Annotated in this window: 18 protein-coding genes and 1 tRNA gene; 11 read left to right on the top strand and 8 right to left on the bottom strand. The window is 69.0% G+C overall.

Annotated features, from left to right (window positions below):
- Nucleotides 1–12 precede the first annotated feature (12 nt).
- The 3 genes from GJQ66_RS06485 to GJQ66_RS06475 all read left to right on the top strand — a co-directional run bounded on the left by GJQ66_RS06485 (nucleotide 13) and on the right by GJQ66_RS06475 (nucleotide 4,966).
- Nucleotides 13–1,422 (top strand): MFS transporter, encoded by a 1,410-nt coding sequence (locus tag GJQ66_RS06485; RefSeq protein WP_155048553.1) that lies wholly within the window; start codon nucleotides 13–15, stop codon nucleotides 1,420–1,422.
- 25 nt (nucleotides 1,423–1,447) lie between these two features.
- A complete protein-coding gene (locus tag GJQ66_RS06480; RefSeq protein WP_155048552.1) occupies nucleotides 1,448–2,290 on the top strand; it encodes an HAD-IIB family hydrolase in 843 nt (280 codons plus the stop codon).
- Between the two features lie 225 nt (nucleotides 2,291–2,515).
- On the top strand, nucleotides 2,516–4,966 hold the full coding sequence (locus GJQ66_RS06475) for a LuxR C-terminal-related transcriptional regulator (RefSeq protein WP_155048551.1): 2,451 nt from the start codon (nucleotides 2,516–2,518) through the stop codon (nucleotides 4,964–4,966).
- A gap of 51 nt (nucleotides 4,967–5,017) precedes the next feature.
- Here the strand turns inward: GJQ66_RS06475 and GJQ66_RS06470 are convergent, their stop codons facing one another.
- Entirely contained in the window at nucleotides 5,018–5,323 is a 306-nt protein-coding gene (locus GJQ66_RS06470) for a hypothetical protein (protein ID WP_155048550.1), read from the bottom strand.
- 78 nt (nucleotides 5,324–5,401) lie between these two features.
- Nucleotides 5,402–7,717, bottom strand: coding sequence for an immune inhibitor A domain-containing protein (locus GJQ66_RS06465; protein WP_368732745.1), 2,316 nt, complete (start codon nucleotides 7,715–7,717; stop codon nucleotides 5,402–5,404).
- Between the two features lie 286 nt (nucleotides 7,718–8,003).
- Between GJQ66_RS06465 and GJQ66_RS14085 the strand changes: the two genes are divergently transcribed.
- From GJQ66_RS14085 to GJQ66_RS06445, 4 genes are all read left to right on the top strand, one after another.
- Nucleotides 8,004–8,327 (top strand): hypothetical protein, encoded by a 324-nt coding sequence (locus GJQ66_RS14085; protein WP_196215826.1) that lies wholly within the window; start codon nucleotides 8,004–8,006, stop codon nucleotides 8,325–8,327.
- A gap of 241 nt (nucleotides 8,328–8,568) precedes the next feature.
- Nucleotides 8,569–9,183 carry a TetR/AcrR family transcriptional regulator gene (locus tag GJQ66_RS06455; protein WP_084603825.1) on the top strand — a complete coding sequence of 205 codons (615 nt, stop codon included), beginning with the start codon at nucleotides 8,569–8,571 and terminating at the stop codon, nucleotides 9,181–9,183.
- 34 nt (nucleotides 9,184–9,217) lie between these two features.
- On the top strand, nucleotides 9,218–10,075 hold the full coding sequence (locus GJQ66_RS06450) for a 3-hydroxyacyl-CoA dehydrogenase (protein WP_155048549.1): 858 nt from the start codon (nucleotides 9,218–9,220) through the stop codon (nucleotides 10,073–10,075).
- A gap of 26 nt (nucleotides 10,076–10,101) precedes the next feature.
- Nucleotides 10,102–11,895, top strand: coding sequence for an oleate hydratase (locus tag GJQ66_RS06445; RefSeq protein WP_155048548.1), 1,794 nt, complete (start codon nucleotides 10,102–10,104; stop codon nucleotides 11,893–11,895).
- Between the two features lie 70 nt (nucleotides 11,896–11,965).
- Here the strand turns inward: GJQ66_RS06445 and GJQ66_RS06440 are convergent, their stop codons facing one another.
- The 3 genes from GJQ66_RS06440 to GJQ66_RS06430 all read right to left on the bottom strand — a co-directional run bounded on the left by GJQ66_RS06440 (nucleotide 11,966) and on the right by GJQ66_RS06430 (nucleotide 15,065).
- Nucleotides 11,966–13,264: an ISL3 family transposase gene (locus GJQ66_RS06440; RefSeq protein ID WP_155048547.1), complete on the bottom strand. Its 1,299-nt coding sequence runs from the start codon at nucleotides 13,262–13,264 to the stop codon at nucleotides 11,966–11,968.
- Between the two features lie 122 nt (nucleotides 13,265–13,386).
- Nucleotides 13,387–13,986, bottom strand: a complete 600-nt coding sequence (gene dcd, locus GJQ66_RS06435; protein ID WP_368732744.1) for a dCTP deaminase — start codon at nucleotides 13,984–13,986, stop codon at nucleotides 13,387–13,389.
- A gap of 50 nt (nucleotides 13,987–14,036) precedes the next feature.
- A complete protein-coding gene (locus tag GJQ66_RS06430) occupies nucleotides 14,037–15,065 on the bottom strand; it encodes a Gfo/Idh/MocA family protein (protein WP_155048546.1) in 1,029 nt (342 codons plus the stop codon).
- 168 nt (nucleotides 15,066–15,233) lie between these two features.
- Here GJQ66_RS06430 and GJQ66_RS06425 point away from each other — a divergent pair.
- Nucleotides 15,234–15,304 (top strand) — tRNA-Gly (locus tag GJQ66_RS06425).
- A gap of 122 nt (nucleotides 15,305–15,426) precedes the next feature.
- Here the strand turns inward: GJQ66_RS06425 and GJQ66_RS06420 are convergent.
- A complete protein-coding gene (locus tag GJQ66_RS06420; RefSeq protein WP_155048545.1) occupies nucleotides 15,427–17,196 on the bottom strand; it encodes a hypothetical protein in 1,770 nt (589 codons plus the stop codon).
- The gene (locus GJQ66_RS06415; RefSeq protein WP_155048544.1) at nucleotides 17,193–18,074 is read right to left on the bottom strand and encodes a hypothetical protein; all 882 of its coding nucleotides are present in this window, start codon (nucleotides 18,072–18,074) and stop codon (nucleotides 17,193–17,195) included. Before GJQ66_RS06415 ends, GJQ66_RS06420 begins: the two co-directional genes overlap by 4 nt.
- 119 nt (nucleotides 18,075–18,193) lie before the next feature.
- Between GJQ66_RS06415 and GJQ66_RS06410 the strand changes: the two genes are divergently transcribed.
- Nucleotides 18,194–18,631: a hypothetical protein gene (locus GJQ66_RS06410; RefSeq protein ID WP_155048543.1), complete on the top strand. Its 438-nt coding sequence runs from the start codon at nucleotides 18,194–18,196 to the stop codon at nucleotides 18,629–18,631.
- A gap of 8 nt (nucleotides 18,632–18,639) precedes the next feature.
- Here GJQ66_RS06410 and GJQ66_RS06405 read toward each other — a convergent pair whose 3' ends face one another.
- Nucleotides 18,640–19,527 (bottom strand): hypothetical protein, encoded by an 888-nt coding sequence (locus GJQ66_RS06405; RefSeq protein WP_155048542.1) that lies wholly within the window; start codon nucleotides 19,525–19,527, stop codon nucleotides 18,640–18,642.
- 75 nt (nucleotides 19,528–19,602) lie between these two features.
- Between GJQ66_RS06405 and GJQ66_RS06400 the strand changes: the two genes are divergently transcribed.
- Both GJQ66_RS06400 and GJQ66_RS06395 read left to right on the top strand, forming a co-directional pair.
- Complete coding sequence (locus GJQ66_RS06400) at nucleotides 19,603–20,100, top strand: Helicase associated domain protein (protein WP_155048541.1); 498 nt, start codon at nucleotides 19,603–19,605, stop codon at nucleotides 20,098–20,100.
- A gap of 153 nt (nucleotides 20,101–20,253) precedes the next feature.
- On the top strand, nucleotides 20,254–20,479 hold a 226-nt coding region (locus tag GJQ66_RS06395), incomplete at its 3' end, for a hypothetical protein (protein ID WP_230379392.1).

Genomic DNA, 20,479 nt, shown 5'->3' with positions numbered 1-20,479 from the left:
TATCGTTCGCGCATGCCGAACGACGACCGCCCCGGCCCCGCGCACCCACCGGCCGCCGCCGACAGCGCCGCCCTCCCCGTTCTCGGCCTGCAGGCGCAACTCGGCGACCGGCCCGCGAAGCGGTCGGCCGTCTTCGCGTGGGCCCTGTGGGACTGGGGCCTGCAGCCGTTCAACACGGTCATCGTGACCTTCATCTTCACGGCGCTCTACCTCACGACCGACGCGTTCCTGCCGCCCGAGGTGCACGCGCTCGCCGACGGGGATCCGGCGAAGGATCAGGCGCTTGCGGGCCTGTCGAGCGGCCTCGGCCTGGGCACGACGATCGCGGGCCTCCTGATCCTCGCCGTCGCGCCCGTCCTCGGGCAGCAGGCCGACGCGCAGGGCAAGCAGAAGCTCTGGCTCGGCATCGGCACGGGCGGCACGATCGCGTGCATGCTCGGGCTGTGGTTCGCCGAGCCCGCGCCGACCTTCTTCGGCCTGGGCGTCGCGCTCATCGCGGCCGGCACCGTGTTCAACGAGATCGGCAGCGTCAACAGCAATGCGCTGCTCGTGAGCATCGCCTCGCCGCACAACGTCGGGCGGATCTCGGGACTCGGGTGGGGCTTCGGCTATCTCGGCGGGATCCTCGCGCTCGTGCTCGTCGTGGTGTTCTACGTCAGCGATTGGTTCGGCCTCCCGGAGGACGGAGGCCTGCCGTTCCGGCTCATCGCCGTCGGGTGTGCGCTGTGGGGCCTCCTCTTCACGCTCCCCGTGTTCTTCGCCGTGCCCGAGCCCGCCCCGCTCGGCAAGCCCGAGCGGCGGGTCAACTTCTTCCGCAGCTACGCGCTGCTCGTCCGCGACGTCGTCGGACTGTACCGCTCCCCGGCCACGCGCAACACCTTCTGGTTCCTGCTCGCGAGTAGCGTCTTCCGCGACGGCCTGAGCGGCGTGTTCACGTTCGGAGCCATCATCGCGGCGCAGGTGTTCGGCTTCGGCTTCATCGAGCTCGTCATCTTCGGCATCGCGGCCAACCTCATCGCGGGCGTCTCGACGCTCATCGCCGGGCGGTGGGACGACCGGTTCGGGCCCAAGGCCGTCATCGTCACCGCCCTCGCCGCGATGGTCGTCTCCGGCCTCGTCGTGTTCGCCTTCGCCGACGGCGGCGCCGTCGTGTTCTGGGTGTTCGGGCTCGCGCTGTGCGCCTGCGTGGGGCCGGCGCAGTCGGCCGGCCGCTCCTTCCTCGCCCGGGTGACGCCGGCGGGGCGCGAGGGCGAGATCTTCGGGCTCTACGCGACCACGGGCCGCGCCGCGAGCTGGATGTCCTCGCTCCTGTGGACCGTCCTCATCGCGCTCACGGGCGCGACGATCTTCGGCGTGCTGGGCATCGTGATCGTCCTTGCGATCGGCCTCGCCCTGCTCTTGCCCGTCCGCGCCGCGCGCTGACCGGCGCGCTGACAGACTGGGGCCCATGTCCCGACGCATCGCCTTCCTCGACATCGACGGCACCATCATCGATCACGCCGGCGGGATCCCCGAGAGCACGGTGCGCGCGGTACGGAGCGCCCGCGCGGCGGGTCACTTCGTCTATCTCGCGAGTGGGCGCACGCCCAGCGAGGTCGAGCGGCGCCTCGTCGACATCGGCTTCGACGGCGCCATCCTCGGCGCCGGCGCGTACGCGTGGATCGGGACGCTGTGGGACGCGGGCGGCTGGCGCGTCGAACGCCTCATGGATCCGGCGCACGTCGCGCGCATGACCGCCGCGTTCCGCGAGGTCGGCGCCGACTACGTCCTGCAGGGGCGCGAGGGCGTGTGGGCGACGCGGCGCGCGTTCGCGCGGCTCGAGTCCGCGCTCGCGGCCGAGGGGCGGCTCAGCGACGCGACGCGCGAGGCGCTCCTCGACCACGTGGCGATCACGGAGGATCCGCCCCACGACGGCATTGCGAAGTCCGTGTTCTCGAGCGACGACCTCGGCTGCTACGCGGCCGTGACCGCGCGCCTCGGCGCCGATTTCAGCGTCATCACGGGAACCATGCCGGGGCTCGGCACCGCCGGCGGCGAGGTCTCCCCCGCCGGCGTGACGAAGGGATCCACGATGCGGCGCGTGCTCGCGGAGCTCGGCATGACGGAGCGCGACGCGATCGCGATCGGCGACAACAACAACGACCTCGACATGCTCGAGGCGGCGGGGGTCGGCGTGGCGATGGGGAACGCGACGCCCGAGGCGCGCGCCGCGGCCGACGAGGTCACCACCGCCGTGGATGAGGACGGCATCGCGACGGCCTTCGCGCGCCACGGGCTCATCGCGCCGTAACCGCGGAAACCCGGGCTGCGCTCCCCCGATCGCGGCCCGGGCCCCACTTCCGCCGGTACATCGGAGAAGGCGCGTGCGCCGCTCCGGGATCCGACTCCTCCAGGCTATCGACCGGCTCGGCGATATGCCGATGCGTCCCGGACACATTCACCCGAGGCTCACCCGTCGTTCACTCCGCGCCACCCCGTGCCAGACTGGGGGCATCGGCCGGGCAGGGGGAGCGACATGACGGGTACGGACCGACTCGCGCGCCCACGCCTCGTCGCGCTCTGGGACCGGGTCGCGGTCGGCGCGACCGTCCTCGTGACCGCGCAGCACCGGAGCGGGATCGCCTCGAGCCTGCGCGAGTGGGCCGACGGCCGCGGGCTCTCGCTCGTGCGCTGGTCCTCCAACCGGCAGGGTGTCCCGGCCGGGACACCCGACGCCGACGTCGTGCTGCTCGAGCTCGAGGGGATGCGCGATGAGCACGCCCACGCGACCCTCGCGGTCCGGGAGCGATGGCCCGACGCGACCCTCATCGCCGTCTCCTCGACGCAGTGGCCGCCCCTGCTCCTGCAGGAGGGCGTGCGACCCGAGCGTGTGTTCTCCGGATCCCTCTTCGGGTTCACGGCCGACGAAGCGATCGACCGCGCGGCCCAGCTCGGCGTGACGCTCACGTGGGATGGCGCGACGGCGCTGCTCGCGCGGGTCGGCACCCACGCGGGATTCGTCGACGGCGTCCTGCGCGCGGCCGCGCGGCGCGGCGCTCTCGACGACGCCGCGATCGCCGAGGGCTGCGGGGAGGCGACCGCCTACTTCGCGAGCGCCGCCGCGGCGGGCGTGTATCGCCCCAACGGGTGGCAGGCGGTGCTGCTGTCGGCCCGCATCGGGCCCATGCCCCGGCGCACCCTCCTCGCGGTGTGGGGCCGGGACGAGGTCGTGCGGGCGGCGCTCGACAACATCCTGCAGTCCGGGTTCTTCACGGAGGATCTCGACAGCGACACGATCGCGCTCCGCCCCGACATCCGCGCCGCCGTCGAGCGCCGCATCGAGAGCGAGGCGCGATCCGACGAGGTCGACGGCCTCGTCGCGGCGCTCGCGTCGGGGCTTCTCGACGAGGGGCGCACGGACGATGGGTGGGGCATCGTCGCCGGCCTCCCGCGCGCCCGCACGACGCTGTTGCGCCGCCACTGGTGGCGCCTCGGGGAACTCGACGTTGGCCTCGCGCGCCCCTGGCTCGAGGAGGCCGTCCGGATCCAGGAGGATCCCGAACTCCGCGTCGCGCTCGCGCGCGCGCTCGTCGACGTCACGAGCGCCGGACACTCCGGGCGGGTGCCAGCCGCGGCGCAGCGCGACGCACAGCGCTTGCTCGACGAGGCGTCGTGGAGGTCGCCCGACGAGGCGGTCACCGTCGTCATCGACACGCTGCGCGCCACGCTCCTGCGGCAGGAGGGGCGATACGCCGAGGCCCTCGCGGCGCACGAAGAGCTCGCGGACGGGCGCGCGTCGGCCGGATCCGGCCCGTCTGCCGTCCTCTCTCACGCCAGCGCGCTCGTGCAGGCGGCGCTCAGCGCGCTCGACGCGGGGCGGCCGGACATCGCCGCCGAGCGCCTCTCGGCCGGCGCGGCGATCGCGCACGCGGCGGGCGTGGAGCGCCTCGCGAGCTACGCCCACGAGATCCGCCTCGTCGTGACGGCGATGAACGAGCCCATCGCGCCGTCGTACCAGACCCTCATCGACAACCTCGTGGGCGCGCGCGTCGAGGCGCTCCCGCTGCGCGAGCTCGTGGCCGTGTGGAGCGCGCTCTACGCCGCCGACGCCGCCGCGCTGCACCGCGCGCTCGGGGACGCGGACTCCCCGGCGTTCGACGACCCCCTCGCCCTGCGCCTGCTCTCAGCCGTGATGCGCGCGCTCGCGCACGGACTCCTCGGCACCTCGGCCGTCGCCCTCCGCGAGCTGGAACTCCTCACGGCGGACATCGGATCCGCCGAGATCTCTCCCGCGCACCGCGCGCAGATCCTCTGGGCGCACACCGAGGCGCTGCTCCACGTCGGCGCGGCCGACCGGATGATCGAGGAGCTCCAGGCGGCGCCGGAGGAGGTCGCGACCGCGCTGCCGATGGACATCCTCTTCGCGCGCGCACACCTGAGCCGCGGCGAGCCCGAGCGCGTGATCGCAGGGCTGAGCGGATCCGCCGAGGCGTACGGCCCCGGGATCCTCGCGATCTGGGTGCGGGTGCTGCTCTTCCTCGCGTATCGCCAGATCGGAACCGAGGCCTCACAGGAGATCGCGCGCCAGCACCTCGGGACCGCGATCGTCGCCGCCTCGCGCGCGCGGCCCGTGCTCCCGTTCGCCCTCCAGGGGCACGCGAGCCTCATGGCCGTCATCCACCAGGCCGAGCAACTCTCGCTGGACGCCGGCGGACAGCGTCTGGTCGCGGACCTCGTCCGCATGCGGGACGGGCTCCAGATCGCGTCGGGGGCGAACCTCGCCCTCAGCGAGCGTGAGCGCGCCGTGCTCGCGCGCATGGGATCCGCGGAGTCGACGAAGCACCTCGCGCAGCTCCTGCACGTCTCGCCCAACACTGTCAAGACGCAGCTGCGCTCGATCTACCGCAAGCTCGGCGTCTCCTCCTGGGCCGACGCCCGCGACACGGCCCGCCGCCTGGGCCTCGACGAGGCCGCGCGCACAGACTAGAGGTCGACGGATCCGCGAATCGTCGATGCCCTCGTCGTCGCCCGCGAATCCTCACCGACCGCTCAAGCGCTCGAGCGCCTCGGCGATCCAGTCGGCGAGCACGTCGTCGGGCGGATCCGTCAGGGCCGCGAATGGCGCGGAGCGGCCGCCGGGCATCGTGAGCCGGTGCGCGCCGCGCGTGAGCGCGACGTCGAGCGCGGCCCCGCCGCCGACGGGGAAGAACGCCTCGTCCCCCGAGACGCCGACCGCGATGCGGCCGTTCACGCAGAACGCGAGGCTGCCCATCATGCGCCGCTCCTCGACCGGCTCGCCGATGATCGCGCGCACGCGGTCGGCGAGATCGGGGTTGTAGGCCATGGCCACGAGCCTAAGGGTGTCACCGGAGGCACGCCGCGGCCGCGCCCGGGAATCCGGACGCGGCCGCGGCGGGGCGGGTTACTCGATGCCCGCCGACACCTCGACCGTCATCGTGCCGGCCTTCCAGTCGGCGTCCGTGACCTCGATCGTCGTGCCCGTGCCGCCGACGATGACGGACCCCTGCGGGTTTTGCTCGTCGTAGTAGGCGTAGGGATCGGAGTCGTCGAACGTCGAGACCGGCTTCTGCTTCTTCAGCGACAGGCGCGTCATACCGTCCGCCGTCTCGCGGTGGAGCGACAGCTTGTCCGTCTTGTCGAGCCCGAAGGTGGCGTCGTACGCCTGGATCCGGTTGCGCGCGATCGTGCCGTCGGACCAGGTCAGCGCGCCCGCGCGCGCGTCGACCGGCAGCGCCTGCCCGCCGCCCGGGTGCGCGGAGGTGTTGTTGTCGTCGTACCGGTCGCTCACGTACCAGACGAGCAGGCCATCCTGGTAGGCGAAGTGCTCGACCGTGTTCGGTGCGGTCTCGGCCCAGCCGAAGTTGTACGGCCCGGTGCGCAGGCCCTCGTCGTAGCCGCCGTACACGCGGTTCTCCGCGATGTAGTAGTGGCTGAAGGTCTCCGCGTACGAGCCGCCGTCGACCTGGACGAACCCGTCGAGGATCCACGTTTCGTCGCCCTCGAAGCCCGTCGCCGGGCCGCCCGTGATGGCGATGTCGTCGACCTTCAAGCCTGGCTCGGCCACGGCCGCGTCGGTGACGTACCGGAAGCGCACCTCGGCCGACGCGCCGGCGTACGCCGAGAGGTCGGCCGTCAGGGGCGCCCAGCCGCCGGAGGATCCGGTGATGCCGAACCCGAGGTTCGACCCGTTCGGGTCGGTCGAGGTCGAGTCGCTCGTGGCGAGCTGCTCCCATGTGGCGCCGCCGTCGGTCGAGATCTCGGCGTAGGCGTAGTCCCAGTCGGCCTCGATCTCGTAGTTGACCTGCGCCTCGAGGGTCGCGCCGGCGGCCACGTCGAACGCAGGGCTCGTCACCGTGACGTCGAGGTTGTTCCCGCTACCGGAGTAGGCATAACCCTCGCCGGTCGCGGCCTCCCCGACCTCGACGCGCTCCTCGCCGTCGGGCAGGTTGACGATGACGGCCTGCGCGTCGTTCGTCGCGTGGAAAGACGGGCCGAGATCGACCGTGGCGTCGCCGCCGACCTCGACGGTCTCGTAGTCGAGCCAGCCGAGGAACAGCTTCTCGGTCGCGCCCATGTGGTTCGGCGTCGTGCCGATCGCGCCGTCTCCGTGGCCGAGCCACGAGCCCGAGCTCATGAGGGTCCAGAATCCCGTCCCGTTGTCCCCGCCGTTTGTGTCGTAGTAGTCCGGCAGGCCGAGGTCGTGGCCGAACTCGTGCGCGAACACGCCCAGGCCGCCGTTCTCGGGCTCGGTCGTGTAGTCGCGGATCCAGATGTCGCTGTCGCCGATCCGGACGCCGCCGGCCTTGGCGTAGTCGGCCGGGCCGTCGGTGCCGAGGCCCGCCTGGTTCGCCGCCCAGCGGTGCGACCAGATCGCCCACTCGGGCGCGCCCGCCTCCTCGCCCTCGCCGGCGTGGATCGCCTGGAAGTGGTCGATGTAGCCGTCGGGCTCGTTCGTGATGCCGTCGCCGTCCAGGTCGTAGCGGTCCCACACGTCGAACGACTGCAGGTACTCCGTGATCTCGTCGGGCGTCTTGCCCTGCGCGAGCTGGTCGTCGTACCAGGCGTCGGCCGAGTCCTGGATGAAGCGCGTCATGTCGGCCTGCGACTCGGTCTGGCCGTAGGAGGCCTCCGAGTACGGCACCGTCACCCAGTCGGACACGTCGCCCTGCAGGTCGAAGCGCCCCGAGGACATCTCGTCGTAGACGCCCGCGAACGACTCGCCACCCTGGTCGGCGAGGCCCGTGAAGAACATCTCCTCGTAGTGCTCGGAGGAGAAGTCCTCCTCCCAGTAGGTCGAGTTGTCGCCGGCCTCGGGCGCGGGGATCTCGTTGTGCAGCGGTCCGGCCGCCGGGGCGTCGGGGAAGCGCTCGTCCGGGGTATCGCCGAACTCGACGAGGATCGAGAAGAGCTCGGCCGTCTCCTGCGTGCCGTACTCGACCCAGTTGTCCGGCGCGATCTTGACCGCGCGCGTGGCGCGGTTACCGGATCCGCGGGTCTGGACGGACGCCTCGCCGGTCGCCACCAGCTCGGCGGCGAGCTGCTTCTCGGCGGTGCGCTTTTCCGCGAGCGGGTCGGGCCGATTGTCCTCGGCGGGGGCGGTGTCGGGCTCGGCCGCCGGGTCGACGCCCGGCGCGGCCGATGCGGCCGTGGGCACGAGGACGGCGCTCGACAGCAGGATCGCCGCTGTCCCGAGCGCGAGGGTGATGCGTGACTTCACAGTTCCTCCGGATGCTCGACGCCGACCACGGTGATCGGCGCGAAACCGCGCCCGGCGACGGCCGTGAACGGCCCCCCTCGAAGCGCGGTAGGCAGAACTCTGTCAGGATCCTCGGACATTCCGAGCTGTGACACGCCTGAGCAAAAGCATTGAGCGAGGTGTCCGGGAAGTGTGAATATGCCCAGGAACTACCCGGGTAGTTGGGCGAAAAGCGGCTCTTCGCAGTTGAGGGTGTATCCAGCGTCGGTCGAACCAGCCGCGAGGCAGCCGCTGCAGGTGCCGGACGATGCGGGTGCTGCAGCTCGGCGTCGGCGAGGTGGCTCACCATGCCCGACAGGAACGCCGCCCCGAAGCTGACGAAGAGCGCGGCCACCGCGACGACGACGATCGTCCACATCCGGCCGGCGTCGACCTCACCGCCCGCCAGTGCGGGCAGCAGGGTGCGCGCAAGCTCCACGATCGCGATGAAAGGGATGACGCCGCTGATCGCGCCGATCACGCTCAAGGCGATGATGCCAGCAAGGCTGCGGCGCACCGGGGCGAAGAACGACTCCTGCGTCGTCGGGCCGCCGTTTCGTTCCACATCCATCGCGACTCCCTCGCACCGTAGAAAGCGACCGCTCGTAGAGTGAACGGTGTTCTCATCTCCGCCGCGAGCCTACAAGTAAGGTGACCCTTACTTCAACCCATCGCGGCGGCCCGCGGACGCGGAGTGAGCAGAAGCGGGCACGAAGGCACCGAACGCAAGCCGTCCACCCCCATTGCGGAGTGCACTCATTAATGAGTATGATCCACTTCAGAAGGAGGAACGGATGTCCGCTACGAACGCAGTCAGTCGAAGGTCGAGGTCGATGGAGGCCAAGCAGCGGCGGATCTCCGAGGCGGCAGCCGAACTGTTCGACGCCGAGGGCTTCAGCGCCGTGACCACCCAGCAGATCTCGGACCGGGCAGACGTGGCCGCAGGCACTCTGTTCCGGTACGCCGCTTCGAAGAGCGAGTTGCTGTTGATGGTCTACAACTCCAAGCTCGACGAGGCGCTTCGCGAGGGCCTGGAGCGCGCCGAATCGGTCAGCGACCCGGTCGAGGCCGTGGTCGCGTTGGTCGAGCCGCTCGTGACACGGGCGAGCGAGTCGCCGGAGAACGCGGCCACCTACCAGCGCGAGCTGCTCTTCGGGTCGCCGTCCGAGAGATTCCGGCTCGAGGGCCTCGCTCACGTGCAGGCCTTCGAGGAAGCACTCGCCGCGCGCCTGGTCGACAGCGACCGAGGACGCGGGGTGACCGACGACCACGACGCCGCACGCGTCGCGAGCAGCTCCGTCTTCGCCGTGGTCCATCTCGCAATCGCTCGTTTGTACACTGGCGCCCACCGCGGACACGATCTGCGAGACGACCTCCGCCACCAGATCGCGCAGATCGTGCGGGGGCTGGCGGCGACCCGCGAGGCAACCGGCGAACGTCGACCATGACAACCACACAGAACCGGAAATGAAGGAGAGCAGAATGAGCAGCATCCACAAGGTCACAGTCCTCGGCACCGGCGTCCTGGGATCGCAGATCGCGTTCCAGACGGCGTTCAGCGGTTTCGACGTCGTCGCCTACGACATCAGTGACGAGATTCTCGAGAAGGCGAAGTCACGTTTCTCGTCACTGGCAGAGACCTACAAGCAGGACGGCGTCGCCGGGGCCGCCGAGGGGAAGGCGGAGAAGGCGCTCGAGAACCTGACGTATTCCTCCGACCTGGCAGACGCCGTCAAGGACGCGGATCTGGTGATCGAGGCGATCCCCGAGGTCTTGAAGCTGAAGCAGGAGACCTACGAGAAGCTCGCCGAGGTGGCGCCGGAGAAGACGATCTTCGCGACCAATTCCTCGACGCTGCTGCCCAGCGACATGAAGGACTTCACCGGCCGGCCGCAGAAGTTCCTCGCTCTGCACTTCGCCAATCAGGTCTGGAAGTTCAACACCGGAGAGGTGATGGGAACGGACGAGACCGACCCCGCCGTCTTCGATGAGATCGTCGACTTCGCGGCCGAGATCGGCATGGTGCCGATTCCGATCCACAAGGAGAAGGCAGGTTACGTCCTGAACTCTCTCCTGGTGCCCTTCCTGAACGCCGCAGCCGAGCTCGCCGCCGGCGGATACGCGGAGCCGCATGACGTCGACAAGGTCTGGCGCATCGCGACCGGCGCCCCCATGGGGCCGTTCCAGATCTACGACGTCATCGGGCTGACCACGCCGTACAACATCCTGTCGCACGGCAGCCCGGAGGCTCAGAAGATCGCCGCCTGGTTGAAGGAGAACTACATCGACAAGGGCAAGCTCGGCATCTCGACGGGTCACGGCTTCTACGACTACGAGTGACCAAGGAACAGAGAAGGAAGAAAAAGATGCGTTATACGAGCGGGAATTACGAAGCGTTCGCGCGGCCCCGCAAGCCGGCGGGTGTCGATGAGAAGTCGGCCTGGTTCGTCGGATCAGGGCTCGCGTCCCTATCCGGTGCCGCGTTCCTCATCCGCGACGGCCAGATGCCCGGGAACAAGATCACCATTCTCGAGGAGCTGAAGCTGCCCGGTGGCGCGCTCGACGGCATCAAGGAGCCGAAGAAGGGATTCGTGATCCGCGGCGGCCGCGAGATGGAGGACCATTTCGAGTGCCTGTGGGACCTGTTCCGCTCGATCCCGTCCCTCGAGGTAGAAGGAGCGAGCGTCCTGGACGAGTTCTACTGGCTCAACAAGGACGACCCGAACTACTCCCTGCAGCGCGCCACGATCGACCGAGGCCAGGACGCACACACCGACGGCAAGTTCGGCCTGAGCGAGAAGGCGCAGAAGGACATCGTCAAAGTCTTCCTCGCCACTCGCGAGGAGATGGAGAACAAGCGGATCGACGAGGTGTTCGGCAAGGACTTCCTCGAGAGCAACTTCTGGCTCTACTGGCGGACGATGTTCGCCTTCGAGGAGTGGCACTCCGCACTGGAGATGAAGCTGTACCTTCACCGGTTCATCCACCACATCGGCGGCCTGCCCGATTTCTCGGCGTTGAAGTTCACCAAGTACAACCAGTACGAGTCCCTCGTCCTGCCCCTGTACACGTGGCTGCTCGACCAGGGCGTGACGTTCCACTTCTCCACGCAGGTCACGGATGTCGACTTCGACATCTCCGCCGACGGTGCGCGCAAGCAGGCCACGCGTCTGCACTGGGTCTCGGGGCCGGAGGGAGCACCGGGAGACGGCGTCGACCTGTCGGAGAACGACCTGCTGTTCATGACGATCGGATCGCTGACGGAGAACTCGAACGAGGGAGACCAGCACACCCCCGCACGTCTGGACGAGGGCCCCGCACCCGCCTGGGACCTGTGGCGGCGGATCGCGCAGAAGGACCCCGCGTTCGGGCGTCCGGGAGTCTTCGCCGACCACATCCCGCAGACGAAATGGGAGTCGGCCACCGTCACCACCCTAGACGCGCGGATCCCGGCGTACATCGAGAAGATCGCCAAGCGCGACCCCTTCAGCGGGAAGGTGGTCACGGGAGGTATCGTCACCGCGCGGGACTCCCGCTGGCTCCTGTCATGGACCGTCAACCGGCAGCCCCACTTCAAGCAGCAGAAGCCCGACGAGATCGTGGTGTGGGTTTACGCCCTGTTCTCCGACGTGCCCGGGGACTACACGGGAAAGACCATTCAGGAGTCCACCGGTGAGGAGATCGCGCAGGAGTGGCTCTATCATCTCGGCGTCCCCGTCGAGGAGATCCCCGAGCTCGCGGCCAATGCTGCGAAGACCGTTCCGGTGATGATGCCCTACGTGACCGCGTTCTTCATGCCGCGGCAGGCCGGAGACCGCCCGGATGTCGTCCCGGAAGGATCGGTGAACTTCGCCTTCATCGGGCAGTTCGCCGAGTCCAAGGAGCGCGACTGCATCTTCACGACGGAGTACTCGGTGCGCACGCCGATGGAGGCCGTCTACACCCTGCTGGACATCGAACGCGGCGTGCCCGAGGTCTTCAACTCCACGTACGACGTGCGGAAGCTGCTCTCGGCGACCAGCCGGCTGCGCGACGGCGAGGAGGTGCATCTCCCCGGCGGCCTTATCGCCCGGAAGCTGCTTCACAACAAGGTGGACGACACGGAGATCGGTGCACTCCTCAGCGAGTACGGCCTGATCGCCGATCACAGCGACCACTGATGGTCTCCTGATCCCTGGGAAAGGGGAGATCGGAGCCGGCAGAGCCGGTCCCGATCTCCCCTTTTTCGGCTCATCGCGAATGAGAGTGTAGGAGCGGTCTGAATCCGCCGGCTTCGAGGAGCGATCTGGCGACGTAGTGCGTGAGGTTCCGGAAGCCGAGGGCGGAACCGCGAAGGTGCTCGAGCCGGCCGTTGATGGCCTCCGTTGGGCCGTTGCTCGTTCCGGGGCGGTCGAAGAACGCGAGGATGTCCGCGGCGCGCTGCTTCAGTGTGCGGCCGAGGCGACGGACCTCTTTGAGCAGCGCGGGGACGCCGTTGCTGACAGAGTCGATCACCGCCCGCATCATCTCCTTCGCCGTGTTCTTGTCGGGTTCGCGGTAGGCGGCGACGATGCGCCAGGTCGCTCCGACCTCGACGTGCTCCTCGGCGGCGAACACCGCGTCGAGCCGCGCGGTCTGCTCCTCGGTGAGGAAGCTCGCGCCGGTGTGGAGGGTGCGGCGGACCCCGTAGAGCGGGTCGCCGGCGTGACCGCGGTGCCCGAGGGTGTCTTGTTGGACGCGCTGCCTGGTCCGGTCGAGCGCGTCGCCGGCGAGGCGGACGACGTGGAACGGGTCCATCACCGGGACCGCGTCGCGGAGCTCTTCGGCCGCGGCGGTCTTGAACCCGGAGAACCCGTCCATCGCGACCACCTCGATCCGGCTCGACCACTCCGCAGGCCGGGCGGCGAGCCACTCCTTGAACACCTGCTTCGAGCGGCCCTCGACCATGTCCAGCAGCCTGGCCGGGCCCGTCTTGTTCCTCGTGGGGGTGAGGTCGATGATCACGGTCACGTACTTCTCGCCAAACCGTGTGTGACGCCAGACGTGCTCGTCGACACCGATCGTGGTGACCCCGTCGAACCTCGCCGGGTCGTCGATCAGGCGACGCTTGCCTTCGGCGATGATCGCGGTGTTCGCGGTATGCCACGACACCCCGAGCCCTGCTGCGGCGCGGGAGACGGTGAGGTGGTCGACCACGATCGCCGTGAGTGCCCGCCCGATCCCGCCGCGGGAGATCTTCTCCCTCGGCGCCGCCGCCTTCGACGTGTCCTGCCGCCAGGTCCGGCGGCAGTGCGTGCACCGGTAGCGGCGCACCCGGACCAGCAGCGTCGTCGGCCGATGCCCGAACGGCTCATGCGCCAGCGGCCGCGTCACCGTGTCACGCGGCACGCCCTCCGCGCCGCACTTCCGACACCACGGGTCGTCCTCGACGACGCGGCACTCCAGCACCGCCCGATCAGGCTCGAGCAGCTGCCCGACGGCTTCGAGGCCGAGCTCGTCGAGACGGCAGAACGTGGTCAGGTCAGGGGTCGCGAACGTAGGGTGGTGCAAGTCGAGGTCTTCCGGCGGATGGTGAGCGTGAGAACTTCCATCCTGGAAGACCTCGACGCCTATCCGCGAACCAGCCGGCGGTCCCGGGCTACACCCTCAACTGCGAAGAGCCCGAAAAGCGCTCAGCCGCCGAGGGAACCCGCGTCCGTGGTCGACACGTCGCTGCGGTGGAACCGCAGGTGCGACCGGCTCGCGGTGGGCCCGCGCTGGCCCTGGTAGCGGTTGCCGTACGACCCGTAGGCCTTCTCGGCGGGCGAGGACAGCCGGAAGAAGCACAGCTGCCCGATCTTCATGCCCGGCCACAGCTTGATCGGCAGCGTCGCCACGTTCGACAGCTCGAGCGTGACATGCCCCGAGAAGCCGGGGTCGATGAAGCCGGCCGTGGAGTGGGTGAGGAGGCCGAGCCGGCCGAGGGAGCTCTTCCCCTCGAGCCGCGCGGCCACGTCGTCCGGCAGGGTGACGGCCTCGAAGGTGCTCGCGAGCACGAACTCGCCGGGGTGCAGGACGAACGCCTCGTCGGGCTCGACCTCCACCAGGTGCGTGAGGTCGGGCTGGTCCTCCGCCGGGTCGATGAAGGGGTACTTGTGGTTGCTGAAGAGGCGGAAGTACCGGTCGATCCGCACGTCGACGCTCGACGGCTGGACCATCGCGCGGTCCAGGGGGTCGAGGGCGATGCGCCCGGCGTCGAGTTCGGCGGCGATGTCGCGGTCAGAGAGCAGCACGTCCCCACTCTAGGACGTGCGCGCCGCCGGAAAACCGCGGGCGGACCCGCTTACGCCGCGGCGATCTGCCGACGCACCTCGTCGATCGTGGCCATGACGGAGACGACCTCGTCGTGCGGATGCACCGGCGACTCGAGGAAGCCGCGTTCCACGTACGAGGCGAACGCCGTCGCCTGGTAGCCCAGGCCGTCATGCGGGGTGGCGAAGGTCTCGTCGCGCCAGGTCGTCTCCTCCTCCTGTCCGAGCGCGCCAGAGACGAGGCGCAGCCCCGACTGCCCGAAGAAGGGGCTGAGGACCTCAAGGCGGCCGCCTGAGCCGTGGATCGAAGCCTCGACGGGGAGGGAGGCGAGCAGGGACGTCGACAGGACGGCCTGCGCACCCGACGGCGTCGAGAGGAGCACGTTCGCGCTCGCGTCGACGCCCGTCTCGGCCGTGCGCCCCATCGCGCGTACGGCGTCGGGCGGGCCGAGCACCGACGACGCGAACGACACCGGGTACACGCCCGCGTCGAGCATCGCCCCGCCCCCGAGCTCCGGGTTCCAGAGGCGGTGGGCCGGATCCATCGGCATCGCGAACCCGAAGTCGGCGCGCACCAGGGAGACGTCGCCGAGCACGCCGCTCTCGAGGATCTGGCGGATGACGTCGGCCTGCGGCAGGTAGCGCGTCCACATGGCCTCCGCGACCAGGACACCCGCCTCGCGCCCGGCCGCAAGGATCTCGTCAGCCTCGGCGGCCGACATGGCGATGGGCTTTTCGATGAGGACGTGCTTGCCGGCGGCGATCGCCTGGAGGGCCTGGGCGCGGTGCAGCGGGTGCGGGGTCGCGACGTAGACAACGTCGACGCCCTCATCCGCCACGAGCTCCGCGACGCTCGCGTGCACGCGGTCGATGCCGTGCTCCGCCGCGAAGGCGCGCGTCTTCTCCGCGTCGCGCGCCGTCACGGCCACGGCGCGCTGGGCGGTGTGCGCGTGCATGGCCCCGACGAAGCGGTCGGCGATGCCCGTGCCGATCACGCCCCACCGCAGCGCGGGGACGGAGGCAGTATCGATGATGCGGGCGGCGGGGATCTGGGGGGCCATGGGGCGCTCTCGACGACGGCGTGCGGGGAGGATCCGAACGGTGCGTTCGCCCCTCGCGCGACGGTATCGGTGCGGCGCGCCGCCGCGCAACCGCGGCGAGACCGCCCCGCTTTGGCGGAGACGCGGGCGCCGGGGTAAGCTCAAGGAACCTGGTCTGAGGCCGGGTACGGGGCTGTAGTTCAATGGTAGAACTTCTGCTTCCCAAGCAGACAGCGCGGGTTCGATTCCCGTCAGCCCCTCCGTTGGGGTGTTCGCGAAACTCGGCGAATCTATTCGCGAAACTCGAGGGCACCCAGACGACACGACACGGGCGCCGGATGCAATCGCATCCGGCGCCCGTTCGTTCGCGTCGATCGGTCACTCAGGTATCGACGCTCGCAGCCGCCAGACGCTGCTGACGCTCGACGGTCTTCCGGTAGTGGTTCAGCTGCTGCCGCAGGGTGGCCCTGCGGGTCTTGGACGGGCGAAGGTGTGCGGGCATGTGCTCGTGTTCACGCTCGGCAAGGAATGCGTCGATCTTCAACAGGTTCGCCGCGACGACGCCGACCGCGGCGAGCAGGAACTTCGATGCGCGGCCTCGCATCCGGTAGTCGGCCGGGTTGTCGAGCTTCATGCCCTTCGCGCCCTTGATGTACGCGTTGAAACTCTCGACGACGTTGCGTCGCCCGTAGTGCTTCGCCCATTCGGCGGTCCCGTAGGCGTAGGTCTGGCCATACTTGAGTGCCTTGCCATTGCTCGCGTCGCGCGGGATGGTCATCGAGGTTCGGTTGTTGCAGATGTCGCCCGGCGCGTGCGGCGGGTTCAGGATGGGCAACTTGCCGCGTCCCTTCGGCTCGTGCGGCTTGTGATCGCACCACACGGTGGCGCTCCTCCCAACCGCAGGGCACATCATCGTGGTGCTTCCGTTGGGGTTCCTGCCCTGTTTGCGGCGCAGTGCGAACTTCTTGCGCATCTCGAACCTCTCCGTGAAGTCGATGTCGGGGATAGGCTCCCCGGCCTCGGCTGACCTATCAGCGCGCTCGCGCGCTTCCGCCCACTCGCGACCGAGATTGACGAGTTCTTCCGGCATCGCAGGGCAGAACCAGGTTCCGTCGACCATGATCGCTCCGCCGTGCTGCGCCTGGATGCCGAGTTGGTCCTTGCGATAGTCCATAACGACTCGGATGCCCGCGTCGTAGAGATACCCCTGCAGCACGTCTTCCTTCGAACCGGGCAGGTAGGCGCGATCTGCTCCGACCACGGCGATGTCGTGACCGCGTGACCTGACGTTCTCGAACACAGCGCGCGCGTGGTCGTTGATCGCGACGCCGGGGCGGTGATGAGCGACGCCGAGCGTGAGGATCGGCGCCTCGCGAGTCCTGTCGGGGTCCGGGTGCATGCCGACGAGCAGGTCGAGTTCGTAGCCGTGCGTCACCTTGCTCAGTGGAAGCTTTCCGTCATCGAAGTGGTCTTCACGCTCGCGCGCGTAGAACGACGCCTCCGGTTCGCTCGACAGCTTGTCGTCGGGGCCGAGCAGCTTCTTGCGCGCCTTCCCGATCCCTCGCGCGAACACCCGCAGCACCGTCGCGTCATACGCCACGGCATACGCCGACGGCCGATACGCCTCGGGAACTTCGTAGAGGGATGCATCGATCAGCAGGTTCGCGAAGCGGGTGAGGCGCTCGGCCCGCACCGCTGTATGCGGGTCACGCTCCGTCACTCGTCGGGCTTCTTCATACTCGGCGACTGTCGGCCTCCGATGGGTCGGAACTTTCGGGAACGGGTCGATCGCGTCGACAAATCCATCCCACGAGCGGCGAACCCGTTCGTACCACTGGCCCGGTGAGGCCACATCGTCGCGGCGGATGCCGAGCCGCATCCGCTGGTCATCGGAAAGCCTCGTGATTACGGCGGCCACCTGCTTGATGTGGGGTGGCGTGCCCTGAAGGTGCAGCACGATGATGATCGCGACGACAACTGCCGGGTGAAGGGTACGCGGGCGACCGCCGCCTCGCAGTCCCTGCGCCCGTCGATAGTCGGCGATCCACTCGTCGACTACGTCATGCATCCCCGTCCGCAGGACGAGTCGAATAGCCAGATCGAGCTCATCGTCAGCAATCGTGCGCCCCTCGCTGAGCAGGCCGCGACTCATGCCTGTGCCTCGCGGTGCTCGGCCCCACGGAGCATATGTTCCGCGTGCTCTGGCGGCACCGGGTCGACGTACGGGAGGAAGCGCCGAAGTGAGTCGGCCGACCTGAGTCCCGACGCGGCGAGGAGGACGGGAACGGAGGTGCACGCGTTGAGTTGCGTGATCACCCAGGTCGCGCGCAGGCGCTGAAGGTTCGGCACGATGTCCCCGATGGCGTGCTCGACGATCTGGGCGACCGACCACGGCGTCGAGATCAACGCTCCGCTGGGCGCACTCGCGAGCAGCGACATCTCGGCCGACCACCCAGACAGCACCGGGATGACCCGCGCGCGATTCCCACGGACGCGGACCCGGTAATTCCCGTCGCCGTCGGTGATGATGTCGTCGACGCGCGCCGCGAGCACCTCCGACTTGGTGAGTCCCGCGCCGGCGGCGAGCGTGACGAGCGCGGTGCAACGCACTCGGTAGCGTTCGGGTTGCAGAAGCGCCCAGGTCCGCATCGCCGCGATCTCGTCGGTCGCGTAGGGGCAGGCGGGCTGCGCCGACGTCGCGCCCGAAGCACGGTCCACTTCGTACGGAAGACCGGCGATCGCACGCAGCACCTTCCTCTCGCGTTCCGCTGTCGAGCGAATCGCGGCACGCGGTCGCACCGAATCGACGTAGTAGTCGATGAGGTCAGGATTCAGCGCGTCGGCGTCAAGCGACGCCACGGACGTGCGATGCACCCACGCGGCGTATGCGGCGAGGATCCCCAACGCGTGCTGAACGGAGAGAGGCCGGCGCCCTTCCGCGTACGGGCGGACAGTGCGCCGCACGAAGTCGGCGACGACGTCCCACTCGGGAATGGACGATGGCTGAAAAGAGTCGATGCTGCGGTTCACGCCGCGTACATGCGCGGGTCTACGCACTCGCGCGCCCGTATTGCCCTGACATCGCACTGAGTTCCGCGAATTCGATCCGCACTGTGCGACCAGACCGCACATTCTGCGAGGATCGCGACATGACACAAGCGACGGCGCCGCGCGACATGCTCGCCGACCCCGAGTACTTCGGGTCACTGCGCCGCGAAGCGATTCGTCCGCGCGAGCTTCACTCGGCGACTGAAGCCTCGCGTTGGCAGGCGGCGCAGCTGCAGCACGGCGTCTCGTTCCTCGTACAGCGAGAGCTGAAGCAGCGAAGCCTCTCCAAGGCGTGGTTGGCGGCCAAGGTCGGTTGGCGACGCGAACGACTCTCTCGACTGCTCCGCGGACACGCATTCGCGTCGACGGCCGATCTGTTCCTTCTGATCGGAACCATGCGCCTGAGTTGGCAACAGGCGGCACTCGCTGTGGATCCGGACGTTCGCGTCGAGAAGCTCCGCCGAGATCGGTTGTTGCGCGAATACCTGCGCGAAGAGCTCGCCCTGGTCGAGGAACGGATCGTGAGGCGCGAACGGTGACGTGCGCCTCAGACACGCGCGGAGACAAAGGCGGGTGACATCGGTGGGACGAGGTACTTCTCGTATCTGACGAATGCGTCGAGCGACCGCACCCCTGCCGCCGCGATCAACTCGTGCATCGGCGTTCCCTCGACGAGGCGATCGACGATCCACGACGCGCGCATACGCTGCGTCGTCACGACCGTCGCGCCGTCAGCGCGTCGCACGATGTCGACGACCGTGTTCTTCGAGTAGGGGACCCCGGGACGGAAAAGGGTGTCGACCGACGCGACCGCAGTGGACGCAAGACTCGCAAGCTCGCCTTGCCACTCGGCCGCCACTGGCACGAGCCGCGCGCGAGGGCCATTGATCCGGACGAGGTTGCCGCCCTGCCCGACATCGGCAGCGGTGACGTCACTGAGTTCTCGAGTCAGCAGACCCGCACCGAATCCGAGCGCGAGCAACGCTCGGAGCGAGGTCTTCATCGCCGACTTGCCCTGTAGCTCTACCCACGTCCGCAGGCCCGCACGTTCCTGCCTCGTGTATGGCGTGGTGCTCGACGAGGCGGACAGCGGAGGCAACTCGGACGCTCGATCGACCGCACCGAGCGCTTCGCCGACACGAAGCAGAATCGAGCGGCGACGTCCCTTCGTCGACGGCGTCGCCGGTGCCATGTCCGCAACCGATGCGCCGATCATCTCGCGCGAGAACACTGCTTGCGTGCCCGAAAGCGGACCCGTCTGTGCCCGAACCCACGCGACGTGATGAGCGACAGCGGTCAGCAACGAGGCTCTCGAGTACGGCAGTGCAGGAGCGGCCTCGTCAACGTTCTCCGTGACGAACGCCTCGATGGGCGCCCACCGGCGCGGGTCGATCGTCGGACGGTAGGTCGCGTCGGGCACAGCAGGGTCGAGCACCCGACGAGCGTATGAAGTTGCCCGCAGAAGCGCTTGCACTTCCTGCACACGCTCGGGGCCGCGCATGTGCAGGACATGTACGCCACACTCACCGCCTTCGCCCCCGTCGCCTACAAGTGCCCCGCTATCGTCACGCCCGACGAGCACGTCTCGGTGCGGTTGTACTTCGCCGCCGCCTCGCCACACCTGCGCGATCGGCTTCGACGGGAAGCTCGCTGGCTCGCCAGCTACGAGGAGGTTGTTCGTAGTTGCGACGATCCCTCGGGCGTTGCGCCTCGCCTTCGGTCGTGGATCAAGAACCAGCGCCGCGCGAAGCTCTGCGACCTCCAGCTCGCGCTCCTCGAGGAACTGCCGCGCTGGGCCTGGCAACCACGCGACAACGCCTGGCACAAGCACGCGGACGAGCTCGACGAGTTCATCAGCGCACACGGGCGAGCTCCCCGCATTCGGTCAGTCGACCCCGCGGAGCGGTCGCTCGGCATGTGGCTCGGGCGACAACGGCGCCGACTGGGGCGCGGGCAGCTCGATTCTGCGCGAGCGAAGCGACTGTCGCGCCTCCTGAGGTCGATGTGACGTTGGCGCGCGTCCTCGTCGGCCGCCAGCATATCCCCACCGATAGCATCGGATCGATGGCACCCGTGCAGCCCGACGACCCCCGTCGACACGCACGGATGCTCGAATGTCAGTGGTTCCTGATGGGATCGCACGTGTGAGAACGGAACACGCATGGTGAGGCTCAACCTGAAGGCCGTCGAAGAGCGGGTCAAGCCGCTCGGCGGGCGCGACGCGTACGACCGCGAGTTCATCTTCGACCTGCTCCTCGCCTACGGAAAGCCGCGAAGCAACGTCACGCGCCTTCGCAACGGCTCGCGCAACTGTCCCGCGTCAAGTAGTTGGCAGGATTTCTTCTCTTTCAAAGGTGGGGATGGTGGGGTCGGCCAAGCCCAGGTGC

This window comes from Microbacterium sp. ZXX196, assembly GCF_009709595.1.
In the GTDB taxonomy this organism is placed as follows: Bacteria; Actinomycetota; Actinomycetes; order Actinomycetales; family Microbacteriaceae; genus Microbacterium; species Microbacterium excoecariae.
The sequence above is the reverse complement of the archived record's forward strand: the minus strand, read 5'-3'. Positions and strand labels throughout refer to the sequence as shown.